Here is a 19,354-nt window from a genome sequence, read left to right as displayed (position 1 = left end):
CTGGGCACGCATGCGCAGGGTCCGGCCGGCAACGGCGTCGACGCCACCGTGGACGAGCTCACGTGCCGCGTCGACGAAGTCCTCCGCCGCGCACACGGCCTCCTCGGCCCGCTCCGGACCCACCAGCTCGAACCGCCCCGCGTCGACCGCCGACCGCAAGGGCGCGGCCTCCGCGAAGTAGGTCGTCCACGACCCCAGCTCCGGAGCCACCGCCCCGAGCATGCTCCACACCGTGCGCGGCGCCCGGCGCCCCGACGGCGTGCCCCGGAGGGCGACCACGGCGGCTCCTGCCCGCAGCGCGGCGAGGTGCGCGTGCGAGAGCTGCTCCCACGGCTCGGACGAGAACTGCGCCGCGAGCAGCTCGGCGTCGGCACGGCCCAGGAGGTCCAGCACGCGGGCGGGAGTCGGCACCGCCGGGCTCGTCACGTCCCGACCACCGTGCTGCTCGAGCTGCTGCTGCATCCCGCCGTCCCCTTCCTGTGCCCTCGGATCCATCATCGAACACCTGTTCGATTCCGTCAAGCCCGTCGGAGCCCCGTAGCGTGAGCCTCATGGCTGCCCGCGACCGCTCCGCCCGACGCAGCACAGCCTCGCACCGGCCACCCACACGCTCGGCCGCCCGGGCGCCCTGGCCGACGGGCCCGGTCACGATCCCCACCGGAACCGTCGAGCTGACCCGTGACCTCGACGATCCCGACGGCGTGACCGTGCTGGTCAACGGCGTGCCCAGCTCCTACCTGGACCTGGCGGACCCGACGCGCCTGGTGTTCGAGTACATGCAGCAGATGGCGGCGGTGATCGAGCGGTACGGCGACGTCGGCGGTCCGATCGACGTCGTCCACCTGGGTGCCGCAGGCTGCGCGCTCGCGCGGGCGGTCGACGCGAGCCGGCCCGGATCGCGACAGCTGGCCATCGAGCTCGACACCGTGCTGCCGGAGCTCGTCCGCGGCTGGTTCGACCTCCCCCGCGCCCCCGCCCTGCGGATCCGCGCGGGCGACGCGCGCGCCGAGCTCGCGCGACTGGCCGACGCGTCCGCGGACGTCGTCGTCCGCGACGTCTTCGCCGGCGACACCACCCCTGGGCACGTCCGCACCCGGGAGATGGTGGCGCTGGTGACGCGGGTGCTCCGACCCGGGGGCGTGTACCTGGCCAACTGCGCCGACCGTCCGCCCCTGGCCGGCGCCCGCGCCGAGGTCGCGACCCTGCGCGAGGCGTTCGCCGACGTGGCCGTGATCGCCGAGCCGGGCCTCCTGCGCGGACGGGGCTACGGCAACGTCGTGCTCGCCGCGACCGACGACCCGGACCTGCTCGGCTCGGCGGCGCTGGCCCGCGCCGTCCGCAGCCTGCCCGCGCCCGCGCGACTCCTGCACGGCACCGAGGTGACCGCGTTCATGGGGACCGCCAGGCCCCTGGACGACCCTCCGGCATGACGAAGGGCCGCACCCCCTGCGGGATGCGGCCCTTCGCGCGGTCGTCCGATCAGATCGGGCGGACGCTCTCGGCCTGCGGGCCCTTGGCGCCCTGCGTGATCTCGAACTCGACGCGCTGGCCCTCGTCGAGGCTGCGGTAGCCCGAGGAGTCGATCGCGGAGTAGTGGACGAAGACGTCGGCCCCGCCGCCGTCCTGGGCGATGAACCCGAAGCCCTTCTCAGCGTTGAACCACTTGACAGCACCCTGTGCCATGTTCGTTTCCTTCTGTCCCACCGGTGACGGCGCTGGCCTTCTGCCTGCGCCGTGCCGCAATGCCTCACGTCCTGCACCGGGTGGCCCAGCCGCGGACGGCTGGTCGGAACCGACCCCGGGCCGAAGCCCGGATGACGACACCGGTCAAGCAAGCCGGTCAAGCGAGTACGTCACTGCAACGTGTGCATCCTTACATCGGGCCTGGCGGCGGCGCCATGCTTTCGCCCCGTCGGCTCACGCGGTTTGACAACGATCTGGTAAAGGCCACGCCTCAGGCGGGGCCGCTCTCGTCGCCCTGCTGGGCCAGGAAGCGCTCGAACTCGGCACCGAGCTCGTCCGCGGTCGGCAGGTCGGTGGACCCGGCGAGCAGGCTCGTGCGACCGATGTTCCGGGTGAAGGAGTCGTACTGCTCCTCCAGGGCGTGCACCACCGCGGCGACGTCCTCCGACCCGGTGACCTGCCGCTGGATCTCCTGCATGGCCTCCTCCGCCGCCGGGGTCAGCGACGCGACGTGCAGGTCCAGGCCCGTCGCCCGCTCGACGTTGGTCAGCGCCGCCTGGCTGGCCTGCGGGAACGCGGACTGCGCGAGGTAGTGCGGGACGTGCACGGCGAAGCCGACGGCGWCGTGCCCGGACTGGCCGAGGCGCAGCTCGAGCAGCGCGCTCGCGCTGGCGGGCACCTGGACGGTGCCGAACCACGAGGTGTGGTCGGCCACGAGCTCAGGACGCGTCGCGTGGGCGGTGACGGACAGCGGCCGGGTGTGCGGGATGCCCATCGGGATCCCGTGCAGACCGACCGTCAGCGGGACGTCGAAGCGCTCGACGATCTGCCGCACGGCGGCGACGTACCGCTCCCACTGGACGTCGGGCTCGACGCCGTGCAGGAGCAGGAACGGGACGCCGGCGGCGTCCTGCACCAGGTCGACCACCAGCTCGGGGTCCGCGTAGGACGACCACGTGGTCTGGTCGAACGTCATGACCGGCCGCCGCGACCGGTAGTCCAGCAGCTGGTCGACGTCGAAGGTCGCCAGTCGCGTGGTGGGCAGCTCGTCGACCAGGTGCTCCGCGGCCAGCTGGCCGGCGTTGCCTGCGTCGACGAACCCGCGCACGGCGTGCACGAGCACGGGACCGGCGCCGTTCACCGACCGCGCCTCGACCTGGGCGGCGACCTCGGGGTCGACGTCGTAGATCTCGCTCGGGTTCAGCATGGGGGTGCGCTCACTTCCGTCCGGGTTACCGGGGACAACACGCACCCGCCGTGAGTTCTTCCCGCGTCACCGGCCAGGCAGGCGCACGACCTCGACGAAGAACTCGTCGATCTGGCGGACGACCTCGATGAACCGGTCGAAGTCCACGGGCTTGGTGACGTAGGCGTTGGCGTGCAGCGAGTAGCTGCGGACCACGTCCTCCTCCGCCTCGGAGGTGGTGAGCACGACGACCGGGATCGACCGCAGGGCGTCGTCGGCCTTCAGGGCCTGCAGGACCTCGCGCCCGTCCATCTTCGGCAGGTTGAGGTCGAGCAGGACGAGGTCGGGCGTCGGGGCGTCGGCGTGCTCGCCCTCCTTGCGGAGGAACTGCAGGGCGCTCACGCCGTCGGAGACGACCGAGAGGCGGTTGCGGAGCTTGTTGTCCTCGAACGCCTCCCGGGTCATGAGCACGTCGCCCGGGTCGTCCTCCACGAGGAGGACGTCGATGATCTTGGTGCTGTTCGGCACGCGGAACTCTCTTTCAGCTGCTCACGTCGTCGGCGGCCGGCAGCGTCCAGCGGATGCTGGTCCCCTCGCCGTCGGGCTGCTCGATCCAGATGCGACCGCCGTGGAACTCGACGATCTTCTTGCACAACGAGAGACCGATCCCGGTGCCCTCGTAGACGTCCTTGGCATGCAGTCGCTGGAAGATGACGAACACCCGTTCCGCGTACTGCTGGTCGATGCCGATGCCGTTGTCTCGACACTCGAGCTCCCAGGAGTCTGCCACGCGCCGTGCGCTGACGTGGACCGAGGGAGTCCGGTGCGGGTCGCGGAACTTGATCGCGTTGCCCACCAGGTTCTGGAACAGCTGGACCAGCAGCGGCTCCTCGCCGCGGACGACTGGGAGCTCGTCGTGCGTCACCACGGCGCCCGACTCCGCGATCGCCTCACTGAGGTTGTCGACCCCGCGCGCGAGCGCGGAGGCCAGGTCCACGTCGGTGACCTCTCCCCCGACGCGCCCGACGCGCGAGAAGCCCAGCAGGTCCTGGATGAGCTGCTGCATGCGCTTGGCGCCGTCGACCGCGAACCCGATGTACTGGTCGGCACGCTCGTCCATCTGCCCGCCGTAGCGCTTCTGCAGCAGCTGGGTGAAGCTCGCGATCTTGCGCAGCGGCTCCTGCAGGTCGTGGGACGCCACGTAGGCGAACTGCTCGAGGTCGCGGTTGGACCGCCGGAGCTCCTCGGCCTGCTCGGTGAGCAGCTCGTGGGCCAGCGCGATCTCGGACCGCGACGACTCGAGCACCTGGACCTGGTCCACCAGCGCGACGCGCATCCGCTCGATGTCTCCCGCGAGCGCGGCGATCTCCCCCGGACCCACCCCGGCGACAGGGTGCGTCAGGTCGCCCGACGAGACCGCGCGGGCGTCGGCCGCCAACGAGTCCAGCGGCTCGAGGATCCAGCGCCGGAGCGTGACCCACAGAGCGATGCCGAGGGCCACCGCCGCCAGGACGAGCAGCGCCACGGTCCCCGCCCCCACCAGCGTCCAGAAGGCCAGCTCGTCGACCGCGTCGGACCGCCGGTCCCGCAGCAGGTCGATGTAGTCCTCCGCGGCGGCGCGCGCGTCGTCGAAGAGCACCCGGCCCTGCTCGATCTCGTCCGTGGTGACCGACCCGACCCCGTTGGTGCGCACCTCCTCCATCACCGGGACGGCGAACTCCTCGTTCCAGCGCCGGCCCGCGTCCGCGGCCGCCTGCGCGGCGGCGGCCAGCCGCTCGTCGCCGCTCTGCGTCTCACGCTCGGCGAGCGTGCGGAACGAGAGGTCGTCCGCCGTCGCCCGCTCGTACGGCTCGAGCGTGATGGGGTCACCGGTGAGCGCGAACCCGCGCACGGCCGTCTCCGCGTCGACCAGCTGGATGAACGCACCGTCCGCCTGGGTGATCGCCGTGAAGTACGTCTGGGTCACGGCGTCCTGGCGGTCGAAGAGCCGCAGCAGGACGAACACGGTGCCCACGAGGACGACGGCGAGGCCGATCCCGGTCGCGATGATCGCGATACGCAGGCGTCGGCGCAGCGTCGAGGGACGCCCCGCGGGCGTCGGGGCAGCGGTCACGCACGCCACCCGAGCACCACGACCGCGGCATCGTCGACGAGGTCGCCGCCGTGCAGCTGACGCACGTCGTGCAGCACGCGCTCGACGAGGTCGCCCTGCGCCGCGACGGCGACGTCCACCACGCGCAGCAGCCCGGTCTTGCCGAGGCGGTCGGACCCGTCGCCGATCGTGGCCTCGAGCACGCCGTCGGTGTAGAGCAGGATGCGCCACGACGGACCGAGCTCGAGCCTGACCGGCTCCCAGCCACCCGAGACCGGGATGCCGAGCGCGCGACCGCGGCCGTGCGTGGGCAGGAGGGTCGAGGGGGCGCCCAGCAGCAGGGGCACGGGGTGCCCGGCCAGGTAGAGGTCCACCGTCGAACGGTCCGCGGAGACGTCCAGCATCGACACCGTCGTGAAGATCTCGGGGCGCGCGCGCTCGGAGATCAGCACGCGTTCGAGCAGGCCGAGGATGTCGGCCGTGGGGATCTCCGCGAGCACCAGGGTCCGCCACGCGGTCCGCAGCGTGGCGCCCAGCGCGGCCTCGTCGGGCCCGTGCCCGCAGACGTCGCCGACGAGCGCGAGGACCGATCCGTCCGAGCGCTCGACCACGTCGTAGAAGTCGCCTCCGAGCACACCGTCGCGGCCCGCGCGGTAGCCCACCCGCACCTCGAGCCGCTGGTCGACCACGGACGGGGTGGGCAGCAGGGCGCGCTCGAGGCGGTTGACCTCCTCGGCGCGCACGAGGCTCCGGTACAGGGCGCGGTCGGTGTCCTCGAGCCGGCGCCGCTGGATCGCGTACCGCAACGACCGGCCGAGCAGCTCGCCGTCGACCTCGCCCTTGACCAGGTAGTCCTGGGCACCCGCGGCCACCGCCTGGAGCCCGATGTCCGAGCCGGCGAGCCCGGTGAGCACCACGACGGCCGGCGCACCGGCGGCGAGCAGGCGCTCGAGCGCACCGATGCCCATGGCGTCCGGCAGGCCGAGGTCCAGGAGCACGAGGTCCACGTGCAGGTTGTCGATGGCCTGGTCCAGGGTGCGGACCCACGACAGAGCGACGTCCAGTCCCGCGTCCGCGAGGTGCTCGCGGACCAGGATCGCGTCGCCCTCGTCGTCCTCCACCAGCAGCAGGCGGATCGGTGCGGGGGCCACCGCGGTGGCGCGACGTGTGTCGTCGGCCGCCGTGCGTGCGTCGCTCAACGGGCCTCTCCTCCCGACTGTTCACCCGCCAGTTCTCGACAGGTCACCCGAAGCGTAGGGTGCGCGTCCCGGTGCTGCTCGCCATCTCACCCGCTCCTGACGGGGGCCCACCCGGTCGGGCGTGTGCGAGAGGGCTGCGGACGTCGGATAATGGACGGCCGCTCCGTGCCCTGCGTCGTGCCTCGACGCTCGCTGGGGCGGCGCGTACGCACGGCCGGGGGCACCCGGCGGAACGGAGATCGCCCAGGTGGCAGGCATGGACAACGAGCTGGCGGTCGAGCAGCGAGTCGTCGACCAGCTGTACGGCCGGCTCGACGACCTCCGCGCGCAGACACGGGCCAGGCTGGCCGACGTGCGCCGGGAGGGCCCCTCGGGCTCCCCGCAGAACCGCAGCGAGCGGGACGCGTTCGCCACGCTCTACGAGGACCGGATCGCCCAGCTCGAGGCTGTGGAGGAGCGTCTCGTCTTCGGTCGGCTCGACCTCGACGACGACACCCGCCGCTACATCGGCCGGCTCGGCCTCACGGACACGGAGCAGACCCAGCTCCTCACCGACTGGCGCGCCCCGGCCGCGCAGGCCTTCTACCGGGCCACCGCCGCGCACCCCGACGGCGTCGTCCGCCGTCGCCACGTGGTCACCCGCGGGCGCAGCGTGACCAGCGTCGAGGACGAGGTCCTCGACCTGGACCTGCTGACGGACGACTCCGGGGCGCGCCTGAGCGGGCTCTCCGGGGAGGGTGCGCTGCTGGCCGGCCTCGCCGCGGGCCGCACCGGCCGGATGGGTGACATCGTCGCCACGATCCAGGGCGAGCAGGACGCGATCATCCGCTCCGAGCTGGGTGGCGCGCTCGTCGTGCAGGGTGGGCCGGGCACGGGCAAGACAGCCGTCGCGCTGCACCGCGCCGCCTACCTGCTGTACGCGCACCGGCGCATGCTCGAGCGCTCGGGTGTCCTGCTCGTCGGGCCCAGTCGCACGTTCCTGCGGTACATCGACCAGGTGCTCCCCTCGCTCGGCGAGACCGGTGTCGTCACGACGACCATCGCGGAGCTGTACCCCGGCATCCAGGCGACGGCGACGGAGGACGAGGCTGTCGCCGAGCTGAAGGGCCGTGCCCTGTGGGCGCAGGTCGTCGCCCGGGCGGTGCGTGACCGGGAGCGGATCCCCGCGCAGCCTGTGCACGTCCGCGTCGACGGCCACGACCTGGTCATCCGGCCGAACGAGATCGCGTCGGCCATGGCGCGCGCCAGGCGCAACCACAAGCCGCACAACCAGGCGCGCGTCTCGTTCGTGCGCGACATGCTCGGTCGGCTCGCCGAGCAGTACGTGCTCCAGCTCGGCCAGGAGGTGCCGTCCGACGAGCGAGGCGAGATCGTCGAGGAACTGCGGACCACGCGCGAGATCCGGGTCGCCCTCAACCTGGCCTGGATGCCCGTCACCCCCCAGAAGCTCGTCTCGGACCTCTGGTCGAAGCCGCATCGGCTCGCCTCCGCGGCCCCCCAGCTCACCGAGCGCGAGCGCGCGATGCTCGTGCGCGACCCGGACGCGCCCTGGACCCCCGCAGACGTGCCGATCCTGGACGAGGCGGCGGAGCTGCTCGGCGAGGACGACCAGGCCGCCCGTGCCGAGGCCCGCGCCGCCGCGGACCGGCGCACCTCGGAGCTCGCCTACGCCCGCCAGGTGCTGGAGTCCACGGGCAGCGCCGGGATGGTCTCCGCGGAGATGCTCGCCGACAGGTTCGCGACGACGGGCCCGACGCTCACCACCGCCGAGCGCGCAGCGGCCGACCGGTCGTGGACCTACGGGCACGTCGTGGTCGACGAGGCGCAGGAGCTCTCCGCGATGGCGTGGCGGTCCCTGCTGCGCCGGGTCCCGACGAGGTCGCTGACCATCGTCGGTGACGTCGCGCAGACCACCGCGACCGCGGGCGCCCGCAGCTGGGCGGCGCAGCTGGACCCCGTGCTGCGCTCGTCGTGGCGGATGAACGAGCTCACGGTCAACTACCGGACCCCGGCGGAGGTCGCCGACACCGCGCGGCGGGTGGCCGTCGCGGCACACCTGCCCGTGAGCGCGCTGACGTCCGCCCGCGAGGTCGACGACTCCCTGGTCGTCGAACGGACGGCTGACGTCGTGGCCGCCGTGGCCGAGCGGACCGAGAAGCTCGTCGCCGAGGTCACCGACTCCTCGGGCGCCGGGCGGATCGCCGTGATCGCGGTGGACGGGCGCATTGCCGCCATCGGCGACGCCCTGCGCGCGGCGGGGCTGCGGCCGGCACTCGGGACCGGCACGAGCGCGGCCGACCTCGACGCCCCGCTCGTCGTGCTCAGCCCGCGGGAGGCCAAGGGCCTGGAGTTCGACGTCGTCGTGCTCGTCGAGCCGGCCGAGGTGATCGAGGCGAGCGCGGGCGACCTGTACGTCGCGATGACCCGGCCGACCCGCGCGCTGCACGTGCTGCACGACCGGCCGCTCCCCCGCGGTTGGGTCTCCGAGGGCTGACCGGCCGTCTCACGCGTGTCCGAGGGCCGGACCGCTGTGGGCCCCGGCGGCTGTGAGGCGCACCATAGGGGCGTGCTGAAGGCCCTGCTGCTCGAGAACCTCCACCCCCAGGCTCGCTCGATCCTCGAGACGGCCGGCTTCGACGTGACGACCCGCACCGGGGCGCTCGACGAGGCCGAGCTCGTCGAGGCGCTCGACGGCGTCCACCTGCTGGGCATCCGCTCCAAGACGCACGTCACCGCGGAGGTGCTCGCGCAGTCTCCGTCGCTGGTCGCCATCGGGGCGTACTGCATCGGGACCAACCAGATCGACCTGGCCGAGGCAGCCTCGCGCGGCGTCGCGACGTTCAACGCGCCGTTCTCCAACACGCGTTCCGTCGTGGAGATCGCGATCGCGGACATCATCTCGCTGACCCGTCGGCAGACCGAGCTCGACCGCGCCATGCACGACGGCATCTGGAACAAGTCGGCCACCGGTGCGCACGAGATCCGCGGCCGCACGCTCGGCATCATCGGCTACGGCAACATCGGCACGCAGCTGTCGGTGCTGGCGGAGAACCTCGGCATGTCGGTCGTGTTCTACGACACCGCCGAGAAGCTCGCGCTGGGCAACGCGCGCCGGATGCACACGCTCGACGAGCTGCTCGAGGCCTCGGACATCGTGACCCTGCACGTCGACGGCCGCAGCGGTAACGCGGGGCTGTTCGGCGCCAAGCAGCTCGCGCAGATGCGGCCCGGCGCCGTGTTCCTCAACCTCTCGCGCGGGTTCGTCGTCGACTACGCCGCCCTGCGCGACGCGATCGTCTCGGGACACGTGGCCGGTGCGGCCGTCGACGTGTTCCCGGTGGAGCCCAAGCGCAAGGGTGACCCCTTCGAGTCCGAGCTGCGGGGGCTGCCCAACGTCATCCTCACGCCGCACACCGGCGGGTCCACCGAGGAGGCGCAGGAGGCCATCGGCCAGTTCGTGTCCAACAAGGTGCGCGACTACCTGGCCACGGGGTCGACCACGCTGAGCGTCAACCTGCCGAACCTCGCGCTCGAGCAGCAGCCCGGCGTGCACCGTCTCGCGTACCTGCACCGCAACGTCCCGGGTGTGCTGGCCGCGGTCAACGCGACCCTCGCCGAGCACGGGGTGAACATCGAGGGCCAGCTCCTCGCCACCCGCGGCGAGCTGGGCTACGTGGTCACCGACGCCGGAGCGCGCGTCGAGGACGCCGTGATCGAGGCCCCCCCCCCTTCTGCGTCCCGTGCTACGCCGAGCCGGACTTGCGCTGGAAGCGTCGCTGCGACGGTCCGGCGGTCTCCGAGCCGTGCACCTGTCCGGTGTTGGCCGAGCCGTCCGCGGTGCGGTGCTGGTTCGTCTTCTTACGCTCCAGCGCCTCGCGGAACTTCGCCTTCGTGTCGTCGGTCACCGCCGCCTCCGTGGTCGCCTTGTCGTCGTCCTTGGCCATGGGCGTCTCCTTACGATGCTCCGTGTCGGCGGACGTCTGCGCCCGCGACCTGCACAGCCTTGCCGACTCGGGCGCGCGGCGCCACCTCTTCTCACGCCCGGTAGCGTCGCCCTCGTGAGCGCACCAGGTTCCGGCCCGCCCCACCGCCGCGCCGGCGGCCTGTCGTGGCCGACCGTGTCGCTCGGTCTCTGGCAGAACTTCGGCGCGACGACGCCCTTCGAGGACCAGCGCCGCCTCGTCCTGCACGCCGTCGACCGTGGCGTCGTGCACCTGGACCTCGCGAACAACTACGGCCCGCCGCCTTTCGCCGCCGAGGAGTCCGTCGGCCGACTCCTGGCCCGTGACCTGCGAGGGCGTCGCGACGAGTTGCTCGTCACGACGAAGGCCGGATACCGCGCGTGGCCCGGGCCGTACGGCGAGCACGGATCGGCGAAGTACCTGCGCGCCTCCCTGGACGAGTCGCTGCGCCGGCTCGGGCTCGAGAGCGTCGACGTGTTCTACAGCCACCGGTTCGACCCCGCGACGCCGCTCGAGGAGACGCTCGGCGCCCTCGACCGAGCCGTCCGAGCGGGCAAGGCGCGCCACGCCGGGATCTCGTCGTACTCGGCGGACCGCACGGTCGAGGCCCTCGAGGTCGCGCGCACGCTCGGCCTGCGCCTCGCCGTGCACCAGCCCGCCTACTCGCTGCTCAACCGGTGGGTGGAGCAGCCCGGCCAGGACGGCCGGTCCCTGCTCGACGTCGCCGGGGACGCGGGCATGGCCGTCGTCGCGTTCTCCCCGCTCGCGCAGGGGATGCTCAGCTCGCGCTACCTGCACGGCGTCCCGGCCGACTCGCGGGCCGCGCGCGGAGGGCCGCTGCGCACCGAGTGGCTGACCGACGAGGCGCTCGACCACGTGCGGGCGCTYGACGCGATCGCCCGCGCCGGCGGCCGGACGCTGCCCCAGCTGGCGCTCGCGTGGGTGCTGCGTGACCCACGCGTCTCGTCCGTGCTGGTCGGCGCCCGCACCACCGCGCAGCTGGACGAGAACCTCGCGGCCGTGGCGCTGCCGCCACTCACCGCCGACGAGCTCGCCGCGGTCGAGCCGCACGCCGTCGACGCCGGGATCAACCTCTGGGGCGTGCGCTCGAGCGACCGCTGACTCAGCCGCCCACGGGCAGGTGCGCGGCCCACCAGCGCAGCACGTGCTCGAACCGCACCTGCCGGTGGCGGGGGTTCCCCGAGCGTGTGAGCTCGTGCCCCTCGCCCGGGAAGAGCAGCAGCTCCGCCTCGACTCCCCGCCGCTTCAGCTCGACGAACCAGCGCTGGCCCTGCTCGACCGGGCACCGCCAGTCCTGCTCCGAGTGGATGACCAGCGTCGGCGTGCGCACCCGTCCCACGTGCGCCATCGGCGACTGGGCCGCCAGCGCCGTCGCGCCCTCCCCGTCGGCGTCGTCCCCGAGGTACTCCAGACCGAAGAACCAGCCGATGTCGCTCGACCCGACGAAGCTCACCGGGTCGAGGAACCCGCGCTCGACGATCGCCGCCACGAACCGGTCCGTGCGCGTGGTCAGCCAGGCGGTGAGGTATCCCCCGTACGAGCCACCCATGACACCCACGCGCTCCCCGTCCAGCGCAGGGTCCACCATGGCGGCACCCAGCAGGGCGAGCACGTCGTCCGTGTCCACCGTCCCGAACCCGTGCCGGATGGCGAGCCCGTGCTCCCGTCCGTAGCCCGACGACCCGCGCGGGTTCCCGAGCACGACCGCGTAGCCGGCCTCCGCCAGCACCTGCACCTCGTCGAAGAGCGCGTGCGTGTACTGCGCGAACGGGCCGCCGTGGATCATCAGGATCGTCGGGTGCGGTCCGGCGCCGTAGCGACCCTCGTCCGGAGTCACCACCCAGCCGTGCACCGCGTAGCCGTCGGGGGCCGTCGCCTCCAGCTCGGTCGGCACCCGGACTCGGCCGGTCGAGCGCAGCGAGGCACCGAGGTCCGTGCGCGACCGGGTCGCACCCGAGGCTGTGTCGACGAGAAGCACCTCGCCCGACGACTCCGGGGTCGCTGCGGTGACGGCGACGCGTCCGGTGCCCGCCGCCACGGCAGCACCGCCGACCACCTTCGTCCCGCCGACCACCGTCGCCTGCGTGCCGTCGGGCGCCACCCGGACCAGGTGCGCGGCACCGCGGCGCTCGACCACCACCAGCGGATCGCCGTCGAGCTCCACGACGACGCCGGCGAGCTGGTCCCGGTCCGGATCCGTGAGCCGCACGACCCCACCACCGGCGACGTCGCCGTCCAGCGGCAGGCGGAACAGGCCGACCTGCGCGGCGACGAAGTCGCGGCCCGCAGGGCCGAGGTCGCTGGCCAGCAGCCAGAGGCAGGAACCGTCCGAGGAGGGCAGGACGGCGTCGACGCCGAGGACGCTCCCCGCGTCCGCGTCCGTGAGCGGCACCGGTGCCACCGGATCCCCGTCCGGGGAGGCGTCGATGCGCACCACGTCGCTGCGCAGGTCCGCCTCGCGCGACGCGTGCCGGGACGAGACGCCCACGAGAGCCTCACCCGAGGGCAGCCACCGCACGCCGGCGACACCGATGTCGCCGGAGGTCAGAGGCACCGGGTCGGGCACGGTCGCCGGTCGCTCGCCGTCGGCGGGCACGTCGACCACGAACGCGTGCTGGGGGCGGTCGCGGAAGAACCCGATCCCGTCGGAGCGGTACTTCAGCTCCGTGATGTGCCGCGGGTCCTCGGAGCCCGGCTTGCCGTCAGGCTCGTACCGCCCCTCCTCGGGCACGCGTGCCAGGTAGGCGATCCGCGTGCCGTCGGGCGAGAAGCGCGGCTCGGAGGCGCCCAGAGGCGCGTCGGTCAGCCGGATCGGTTCTCCCCCGGCGGCCTCGACCACATGCACCTGCGGCTTGCCCTCAGGCTCGGCACGGACGAAGGCGACCCACCGACCGTCCGGGCTGACGTCCGGCGACGTGTCGCGGTGCCCGCGGGTGAGCGGACGGGGCGGGCTGTCGCCGTCGAGGTCGACGGACCAGAGGTGCCCGACGTACTCGTCGGCGGTCAGGTCCGGTCGGACGACCGAGACGACGGCGCGGGAACCGTCCGGAAGGATGGCGGGGGCACCGGGGACGTGGAGGAGCTCGAGATCGGTAGGAAGCACCCGACGAACCTACGTGGTGTCACCGACAGACGAGGATGCAGCGGGCGGCGTGCCGCTCAGCTGGTCCGGACGTCCTCGCCCGAGGGCTCGACCGGCTCGTCGGCGTCGCCGTCGGTCTCGGACTCGTGCTCCGCGCGCAGGACCGTGATCGCCGCCTCGAAGTCCTCCAGGGAGTCGAACGCCTGGTAGACGCTGGCGAAGCGCAGGTAGGCCACCTCGTCCAGCTCACGGAGCGGGCCGAGGATGGCGAGCCCGATCTCGTACGCGTCGATCTCGGCCGAGCCGGCGCTGCGCAGCGTCTCCTCGACCTTCTGCGCGAGCAGGGCGAGGTCGTCCTCGCTCACCGGGCGGCCCTGGCAGGCCTTGCGGACCCCGCCGGCGATCTTCTCGCGGCTGAAGGGCTCGGTGGCCCCGGAGCGCTTCACGACCGAGAGGCTGGCGGTCTCGACCGTGGTGAACCTGCGGTTGCAGTGGGGGCACTGGCGGCGCCGCCGGATGGTCGACCCGTCGTCCGACGTCCGCGAGTCGACGACCCGCGAGTCCGGGTGGCGGCAGAACGGACAGTGCACCGTGATCCCCTTCGAGCCTGACGCGTGGCGGCCGGGCGACTGCCGGCGGCGATCGCGTCGTGAACGCCTGCGTGACGCTAGGCCACGCGTCCCGGCGTCGCAAGATCGGTGCCGGGCACGCCGCGAGCGTAGTGCCGATGCGGCTGAGCGCGGGGATGCGCGAGGGGGGTCATCCACGGATGACCCCCCTCGTGGGGACGCGCCGTGCCGAGCGTGGCACCAGCGCGTCCGGCCTGCGAGCGTCTGCGCCTGACGGTGAACTTCCCCTCCGCCGCCGGGCGCCGAGCGCGCTCGCCGTCGCTCAGTCGGCCGGKAGCACGATGACCTGACCGGCCATCAGTCCGGCGTCCGGGAGCTCGTTGAGGCGGACGAGATCGAACACCACGTCGCGCACGTCCTGCGTGGGCGCCGCGATGGACTCCGCGATCTGCCAGAGCGTCTCCCCGGGCGCCACGACGTGGCGCACGACCTCCTGCGCCCCCGTGGGACCGTCGGCCGCCGCCTGCGTGCCGAGCAGGGTGATCGCCGCGATGACCACGGCGGCGAGCGCCCACAGGACGGCCCGTCCCCGCGTGGTCAACCGGAGGTGGGACGCCGACGGCACCGCGGCACGCGCGACGCGGGCAGTCGCCACGCGGCGGCTCGCCCCGTGTCCGGGCACCCGAGCCGGCACCAGGTTCGGCATCGCCGGTCCCATCACCATCGCGCTCATCACGTCTCTCGTTCCTGCTCGGCCCGGTCTCCCGGGGTACTGCCTCGGTCGATCTCGCCCGTCGAACGCCTGTTCGTCGAACGCTTGTACGATGTCTACCAGCATCCGGCGACACTGTCGAGACACGATCGAACAGATGTTTGATCTTCGGTCCCGACATCCCTAGGCTGGCGGTGCAGCACAAGCGGACCACGAGGCACTGACACGCACGCCGGGACCACCCGTCGTCGCAGGTCAGGACACCGCGACCGTGAGCTGGACGAGGCGGAGAAGGCTGAGCGTGCTGCGAGGCGGCCGCCGGACGGAGGAGGAGCGCAGTGACGGACTCACGGGACACGTCCCAGCCCGAGAAGGACCTGGCGACGATCCACACGCTCCCGGACGGGGCGCCCGGACCGGACGGTCTCACCGCGCGCCAGCGGCTCGTGCTCGACACCATCCGGTCGTCGGTCGAGTCCCGCGGCTACCCCCCGAGCATGCGCGAGATCGGGGAGGCCGTCGGCCTCACCAGCCCGTCCAGCGTGAAGCACCAGCTCATGGCCCTCGAGCGCAAGGGCTACCTGCGACGGGACCCCAACCGCCCGCGGGCCATCGAGGTCGTGCACGCGGACGACTCGCGGGGCGTCGGCACCTGGACGGCACCGGACGGCAGCCGCTCGAGCTTCCCCGACCAGGGCGACGGCGAGCGCCTGCCCGCCCCGTCCTACGTACCGGTGGTCGGCCGGATCGCGGCCGGCGGGCCGATCCTCGCCGAGCAGGTGGTGGAGGACGTGTTCCCGCTCCCCCGCCAGCTCGTCGGCGACGGCGACCTCTTCCTGCTCAAGGTCGTCGGCGACTCCATGATCGACGCCGCCATCTGCGACGGCGACTGGGTCGTGGTGCGCCGTCAGCCCGTGGCGGAGAACGGCGAGATCGTGGCCGCCATGATCGACGGCGAGGCCACGGTCAAGACCCTCAAGCGCATCGACGGCCACGTCTGGCTCATGCCGCACAACCCCGCCTACTCCCCGATCCCGGGCGACGAGTCGACGATCCTCGGCCCCCCCCCCCGACGCGCGTGCGGGTATCGGGTGGCGCCGGTCAGAAGCCGAACTGGCGGGCGACGGAGCGCACCGCGTCCGCCGAGCTGCGCAGCCCCGCGAGCTCCTCGTCGGAGAGCGGGACCGGGAGTCGCTCGCCGACACCGTTCGCACCGACGATCGCCGGCACCGACAGGCACACGTCGCTGATCCCGTAGTAGTCGTCGAGCAGCGACGAGACGGGCAGCACCCGGCCCTCGTCCTTCACGATCGCCTCGATGATCCGCGAGCCCGCCAGGGCGACCGCGTAGTTCGTCGCACCCTTGCCCTCGATGATCCGGTACGCGGACTCGACGACCTCCCGGGCGATCCCGTCGCGGACCTCGGCGGTGAGCGGTCCGCTGCCCCCCGTGCCCGTCCACTCGAGCAACGGGACGGACCCGATGCTCGCGGACCCCCAGAGCGGCAGCTCGGTGTCCCCGTGCTCCCCGGCGATGTACGCGTGCACGTTCTGCACCGCGACACCGGTGTGCTGGGCGATGAGGTACCGCAGCCGCGACGAGTCCAGGACGGTGCCGGACCCGAACAGCTGCGACGGTGGCAGGCCCGAGATCTGCAGCGCGGCGTACGTGACCACGTCGACGGGGTTCGTGACCATGACGTAGACCGCGTCGGGCGCCACCTCGACGACCGCCGGCAGGACCTTGCGGACGAGCCCGATGGTCGCCTCCGCGAGGTCCAGCCGCGTCTGGCCGGGCTTCTGCTTGGCGCCCGCCGTGAACATCACCACGTCCGCGTCCGCGCACACCGCGAGGTCGTCGGACCCGACCACCTGCGCCATGGGCATGAACTGGATCCCGTGGCCGAGGTCGAGGGCCTCCGCCTCGGCCTTCGCGGCGTTGATGTCGTACAGCGCGACGGAGCGAGCGGCCCCCCGCATCAACGCGGCGTAGGCCATCGTCGACCCGACGGCACCGGCTCCCACGATCGCGAGCTTCGACGTACGGCGGCCGCTCCGGGACGGGGCCATGCCGACGTCTTCCATGTCCAGGCTCTCGGTCATCTCACACACCTCTGGGTCGGGGACGGGTCGAGGCTAGCCGGACGTGGMGAGCCGCCGCAGCGCCGAGATGGCCACCGAACGGTCCGTCGTCCGCCAGAAGTCGGGCAGCGAGCGCGTCAGGAAGCTGCCGTAGCCCGCGGTCGCCAGCCGGGGGTCGAGCACGGCGACCACCCCCCGGTCCTCGCTGGTGCGGATCAGGCGGCCGGCGCCCTGGGCCAGGAGCAGCGCGGCGTGCGTGGCGGAGACGGCCAGGAAGCCGTTCCCGCCGGCCTTCTCGATCGCGTCGGACCGTGCGGAGCTGACGGGGTCGTCCGGGCGCGGGAACGGGATGCGGTCRATGATCACCAGCCGGCACGTCGCTCCGGGGACGTCGACGCCCTGCCAGAGCGACAGGGTGCCGAACAGGCAGGTCGCCTCGTCGGCGATGAACTGGGACACCAGCGTGGGCAGCTGGTCGTCGCCCTGGACGAGGATCGGGACGTCCAGGCGCTCGCGCATCGCGGCCGCAGCCGCGTTCGCCGCGCGACGCGAGGAGAAGAGCCCGAGCGTGCGCCCCCCGGCGGCCGTGACCAGGTCGGCGATCTCGTCGAGCTGGGCGTCGGTGGCGGGCTCGCGGCCGGGCTTGGGCRGGTGCCGTGCGAGGTAGAGGATCCCCTGCCTCGGGTAGTCGAACGGGCTGCCGACGTCGAGCCCGCGCCACGGCGCGCTGGACGGCGCGGGCGTCGGCTCCCCGGCCAGCGACGTGGGACCGACGGGCTCGGCGTCCGGTCGGACCTCGAGCCCCACGGCACGGGCGATGGGGTCGAACGAGCCGCCCAGCTCCAGGGTCGCGGACGTGAGCACGCCCGACCGGCCCGCCAGGAGGTGCGTCCGGATCAGCCCGTTGACGGCCAGCGGCGCCGCGTAGAGCCGGGTGAGCATGCCGCCACGGCGGTCCTCCGTCCGGGCGCACCACAGGACCGTGTGGCGGTTGTCCTCGGGGTCGGCGGCCATGCGGTCGGCCACCTCGTGCAGGGCGAGCATGGTCGCCTGGGCCATCTTGCGGCCGCCCTCCGGCGGCGCGTTCGGCCCGGTCTCGGGCTTGAGCACGCTGAGCAGGGCGCGTGTGGAGTCGCGGACGCTGGCCACCGCGTCACGGGCGGCAGGCGGCAGGCCGTCGCGGAACCGGGCCTCGGGCAGGCCGACGAGCACCGTGGCGAGCGCCTGGCTGGCGGAGTCGAGGTCGGTCGTCGGGACGCCCCCGTGCCGGCGGGCCAGGCGCGCCGCGTGCTCGATGGTCGCGACGGACAGCTCGGAGGTCGACTGGGCGGTCACCCGGTCGGTGAGCTCGTGGGCCTCGTCGACGATCAGCACCTGGTGCTCGGGCAGGACACCGGGCGATCCCGAGGCCGCGATCCCGAGCATCGCGTGGTTGGTGACGACGACGTCGGCCTCCCGTGAGGCGGCCTTCGCCTTCTCGGGGAAGCACTCGGCGAGCATCGGGCACTTGCCGCCGAGGCACTCCAGCGAGGTCACCGAGACCTGCCGCCACGCCTGTGCCGTCACACCCGGCACGAGGTCGTCACGGTCGCCCGTGCCGGTCTCGTCGGCCCACTCCCGCAGCCGGAGCACCTGCTCGCCGAGGCTCTCGGTCGGCCCGGTGACACCCTTGCGAGCGGGGGCCGGGTGCTCGGCCGCGCCCGCGTGCTCACCGAGGTCGAACAGCGTGCCGGTGTCGTCGTCGGGATACCCGCCCGCGACCTTGTGCACGCAGAGGTAGTTGTGCCAGCCCTTGAGCAGCGCGATCGACGCGGGGCGCGGCAGGTGGGGCTCGAGCGCCGTGGCGACGAGCGGCAGGTCGCGCGTGATGATCTGCCGCTGCAGCGCCAGCGTGGCGGTCGAGACCACCACGTGCTCGTTCTCCAGGACCGCGTGCCGCAGTGCCGGGACCAGGTAACCGAGGGACTTTCCCGTGCCGGTGCCGGCCTGCACCAGCAGGTGCTCGCCCTTCTCGATGGTCTCCGCCACGGCGACCGCCATCTGGTGCTGGCCGTCGCGTCGGACGCCGCCGAGCGCCTCGACCGCGAGGTCGAGGAGCTTCTCGACGGAGGGGTCGGCGTCTGGCACCGCGTCAGCCTAGTGGCGACCGCCGACGTTCAGAGACGGCTCATCGCCGTGGCTGTGCCGCAGCCTCCAGCTCCGCAGCGAGGCCGGCGTCGACCCGTGCGCGGATGGCCGTGCCCTCGCCGGTGTGATCCTCGGCCTGGATGTCGCCGTGCTCGTGCACCCGGCTGATCAGGTCGCCACGGTGGTACGGGACGACCAGGTCGACCGAGACGCCGGGGCGCGGGAGCTGGTCGGCGATCAGCGCCTGGAGCTCGTCGATGCCCTCGCCGCTGTGGGCGGAGACCACGATCGAGTGCACCTCGCGCGAGCGCAGGCGGGCGATCGCCTCGGGGGTGGCCACGTCCGCCTTGTTCAGCACGATGATCTCGGGCACGTCCATGGCACCGGGGATGTCCGCGAAGACGTGGCGCACGGCGGCGATCTGGCCCTCGGGGTCCGGGTGGGACGCGTCCACGACGTGCAGGATCAGGTCGGCGTCGGCGACCTCCTCCAGCGTGGAGCGGAAGGCCTCGACCAGCTGGTGCGGCAGCGCGCGGACGAAGCCCACGGTGTCCGCCAGCGTGTAGATCCGGCCGTCGACGGTCTCGGCCCGGCGGACCGTCGGGTCCAGCGTCGCGAACAGGGCGTTCTCCACGAGTA

General features: G+C 73.1%; 16 protein-coding genes and 2 pseudogenes. 5 read left to right on the top strand and 13 right to left on the bottom strand.

The annotated features are described in order from the left end of the window. A partial coding sequence (locus AC1DUQ_RS10375; protein ID WP_477073749.1) for an SAV_6107 family HEPN domain-containing protein occupies nt 1-462 on the bottom strand: 462 nt, incomplete at its 3' end. A gap of 89 nt (nt 463-551) precedes the next feature. Between AC1DUQ_RS10375 and AC1DUQ_RS10370 the strand changes: the two genes are divergently transcribed. Then, entirely contained in the window at nt 552-1,430 is an 879-nt protein-coding gene (locus tag AC1DUQ_RS10370; RefSeq protein ID WP_477063064.1) for a spermidine synthase, read from the top strand. A gap of 49 nt (nt 1,431-1,479) precedes the next feature. Here the strand turns inward: AC1DUQ_RS10370 and AC1DUQ_RS10365 are convergent, their stop codons facing one another. The 5 genes from AC1DUQ_RS10365 to AC1DUQ_RS10345 all read right to left on the bottom strand — a co-directional run bounded on the left by AC1DUQ_RS10365 (nt 1,480) and on the right by AC1DUQ_RS10345 (nt 6,160). Next, on the bottom strand, nt 1,480-1,683 hold the full coding sequence (locus AC1DUQ_RS10365) for a cold-shock protein (protein ID WP_055921997.1): 204 nt from the start codon (nt 1,681-1,683) through the stop codon (nt 1,480-1,482). 271 nt (nt 1,684-1,954) lie between these two features. Continuing rightward, nucleotides 1,955-2,890, bottom strand: coding sequence for a PAC2 family protein (locus AC1DUQ_RS10360; RefSeq protein ID WP_477073748.1), 936 nt, complete (start codon nt 2,888-2,890; stop codon nt 1,955-1,957). A 66-nt stretch (nt 2,891-2,956) separates the two neighbouring features. Continuing rightward, a complete protein-coding gene (locus tag AC1DUQ_RS10355; protein ID WP_056093373.1) occupies nt 2,957-3,397 on the bottom strand; it encodes a response regulator in 441 nt (146 codons plus the stop codon). A gap of 13 nt (nt 3,398-3,410) precedes the next feature. Beyond that, nucleotides 3,411-4,982: a sensor histidine kinase gene (locus AC1DUQ_RS10350; RefSeq protein WP_477063062.1), complete on the bottom strand. Its 1,572-nt coding sequence runs from the start codon at nt 4,980-4,982 to the stop codon at nt 3,411-3,413. Continuing rightward, complete coding sequence (locus AC1DUQ_RS10345) at nt 4,979-6,160, bottom strand: PP2C family protein-serine/threonine phosphatase (protein ID WP_477063061.1); 1,182 nt, start codon at nt 6,158-6,160, stop codon at nt 4,979-4,981. Before AC1DUQ_RS10345 ends, AC1DUQ_RS10350 begins: the two co-directional genes overlap by 4 nt. A 256-nt stretch (nt 6,161-6,416) precedes the next feature. On the opposite strand from AC1DUQ_RS10345, the gene AC1DUQ_RS10340 reads away from it, so the two are divergent. Next, the gene (locus AC1DUQ_RS10340) at nt 6,417-8,654 is read left to right on the top strand and encodes a HelD family protein (protein WP_477063060.1); all 2,238 of its coding nucleotides are present in this window, start codon (nt 6,417-6,419) and stop codon (nt 8,652-8,654) included. A 72-nt stretch (nt 8,655-8,726) separates the two neighbouring features. Further along, nucleotides 8,727-9,881 (top strand): annotated as a pseudogene (serA, locus tag AC1DUQ_RS10335) (phosphoglycerate dehydrogenase); the annotation flags it as partial. A 22-nt stretch (nt 9,882-9,903) separates the two neighbouring features. On the opposite strand, the gene AC1DUQ_RS10330 reads toward serA, so the two are convergent. Beyond that, nucleotides 9,904-10,104: a DUF5302 domain-containing protein gene (locus AC1DUQ_RS10330; protein ID WP_477062981.1), complete on the bottom strand. Its 201-nt coding sequence runs from the start codon at nt 10,102-10,104 to the stop codon at nt 9,904-9,906. Between the two features lie 114 nt (nt 10,105-10,218). Between AC1DUQ_RS10330 and AC1DUQ_RS10325 the strand changes: the two genes are divergently transcribed. Next, nucleotides 10,219-11,244, top strand: a complete 1,026-nt coding sequence (locus AC1DUQ_RS10325; RefSeq protein WP_477062980.1) for an aldo/keto reductase — start codon at nt 10,219-10,221, stop codon at nt 11,242-11,244. Nucleotide 11,245: 1 nt separating this feature from the next. On the opposite strand, the gene AC1DUQ_RS10320 is transcribed toward AC1DUQ_RS10325, so the two are convergent. The 3 genes from AC1DUQ_RS10320 to AC1DUQ_RS10310 form a co-directional block, all read right to left on the bottom strand. Beyond that, nucleotides 11,246-13,246, bottom strand: a complete 2,001-nt coding sequence (locus tag AC1DUQ_RS10320) for a S9 family peptidase (RefSeq protein WP_477062979.1) — start codon at nt 13,244-13,246, stop codon at nt 11,246-11,248. 56 nt (nt 13,247-13,302) lie between these two features. Continuing rightward, the gene (nrdR, locus tag AC1DUQ_RS10315; protein ID WP_477062978.1) at nt 13,303-13,815 is read right to left on the bottom strand and encodes a transcriptional regulator NrdR; all 513 of its coding nucleotides are present in this window, start codon (nt 13,813-13,815) and stop codon (nt 13,303-13,305) included. Nucleotides 13,816-14,116: 301 nt separating this feature from the next. Next, nucleotides 14,117-14,527 (bottom strand): LysM peptidoglycan-binding domain-containing protein, encoded by a 411-nt coding sequence (locus AC1DUQ_RS10310; RefSeq protein ID WP_477062977.1) that lies wholly within the window; start codon nt 14,525-14,527, stop codon nt 14,117-14,119. 317 nt (nt 14,528-14,844) lie between these two features. On the opposite strand from AC1DUQ_RS10310, the pseudogene lexA reads away from it, so the two are divergent. Next, nucleotides 14,845-15,567 (top strand): annotated as a pseudogene (gene lexA, locus AC1DUQ_RS10305) (transcriptional repressor LexA); the annotation flags it as partial. A 40-nt stretch (nt 15,568-15,607) separates the two neighbouring features. Here lexA and AC1DUQ_RS10300 read toward each other — a convergent pair. From AC1DUQ_RS10300 to AC1DUQ_RS10290, 3 genes are all read right to left on the bottom strand, one after another. Continuing rightward, nucleotides 15,608-16,609, bottom strand: a complete 1,002-nt coding sequence (locus tag AC1DUQ_RS10300; RefSeq protein WP_477062976.1) for an L-lactate dehydrogenase — start codon at nt 16,607-16,609, stop codon at nt 15,608-15,610. 33 nt (nt 16,610-16,642) lie between these two features. After that, entirely contained in the window at nt 16,643-18,715 is a 2,073-nt protein-coding gene (locus tag AC1DUQ_RS10295; protein ID WP_477073747.1) for an ATP-dependent DNA helicase, read from the bottom strand. 40 nt (nt 18,716-18,755) lie between these two features. Further along, a partial coding sequence (locus AC1DUQ_RS10290; RefSeq protein ID WP_477073746.1) for an HflX GTPase family protein occupies nt 18,756-19,354 on the bottom strand: 599 nt, incomplete at its 5' end.

It is taken from the genome of Cellulomonas sp. P4_B5_2 (assembly GCF_056402235.1).
The sequence above is the reverse complement of the archived record's forward strand: the minus strand, read 5'-3'. Positions and strand labels throughout refer to the sequence as shown.

What these genes read in the sequence shown, in the direction of transcription:
- AC1DUQ_RS10330 (WP_477062981.1), bottom strand. Translation starts at nt 10,104, where the DNA reads ATGGCCAAGGACGACGACAAGGCGACCACGGAGGCGGCGGTGACCGAC.
- AC1DUQ_RS10370 (WP_477063064.1), top strand. Translation starts at nt 552, where the DNA reads ATGGCTGCCCGCGACCGCTCCGCCCGACGCAGCACAGCCTCGCACCGG.
- AC1DUQ_RS10300 (WP_477062976.1), bottom strand. Translation starts at nt 16,609, where the DNA reads ATGACCGAGAGCCTGGACATGGAAGACGTCGGCATGGCCCCGTCCCGG.
- AC1DUQ_RS10340 (WP_477063060.1), top strand. Translation starts at nt 6,417, where the DNA reads ATGGACAACGAGCTGGCGGTCGAGCAGCGAGTCGTCGACCAGCTGTAC.
- AC1DUQ_RS10365 (WP_055921997.1), bottom strand. Translation starts at nt 1,683, where the DNA reads ATGGCACAGGGTGCTGTCAAGTGGTTCAACGCTGAGAAGGGCTTCGGG.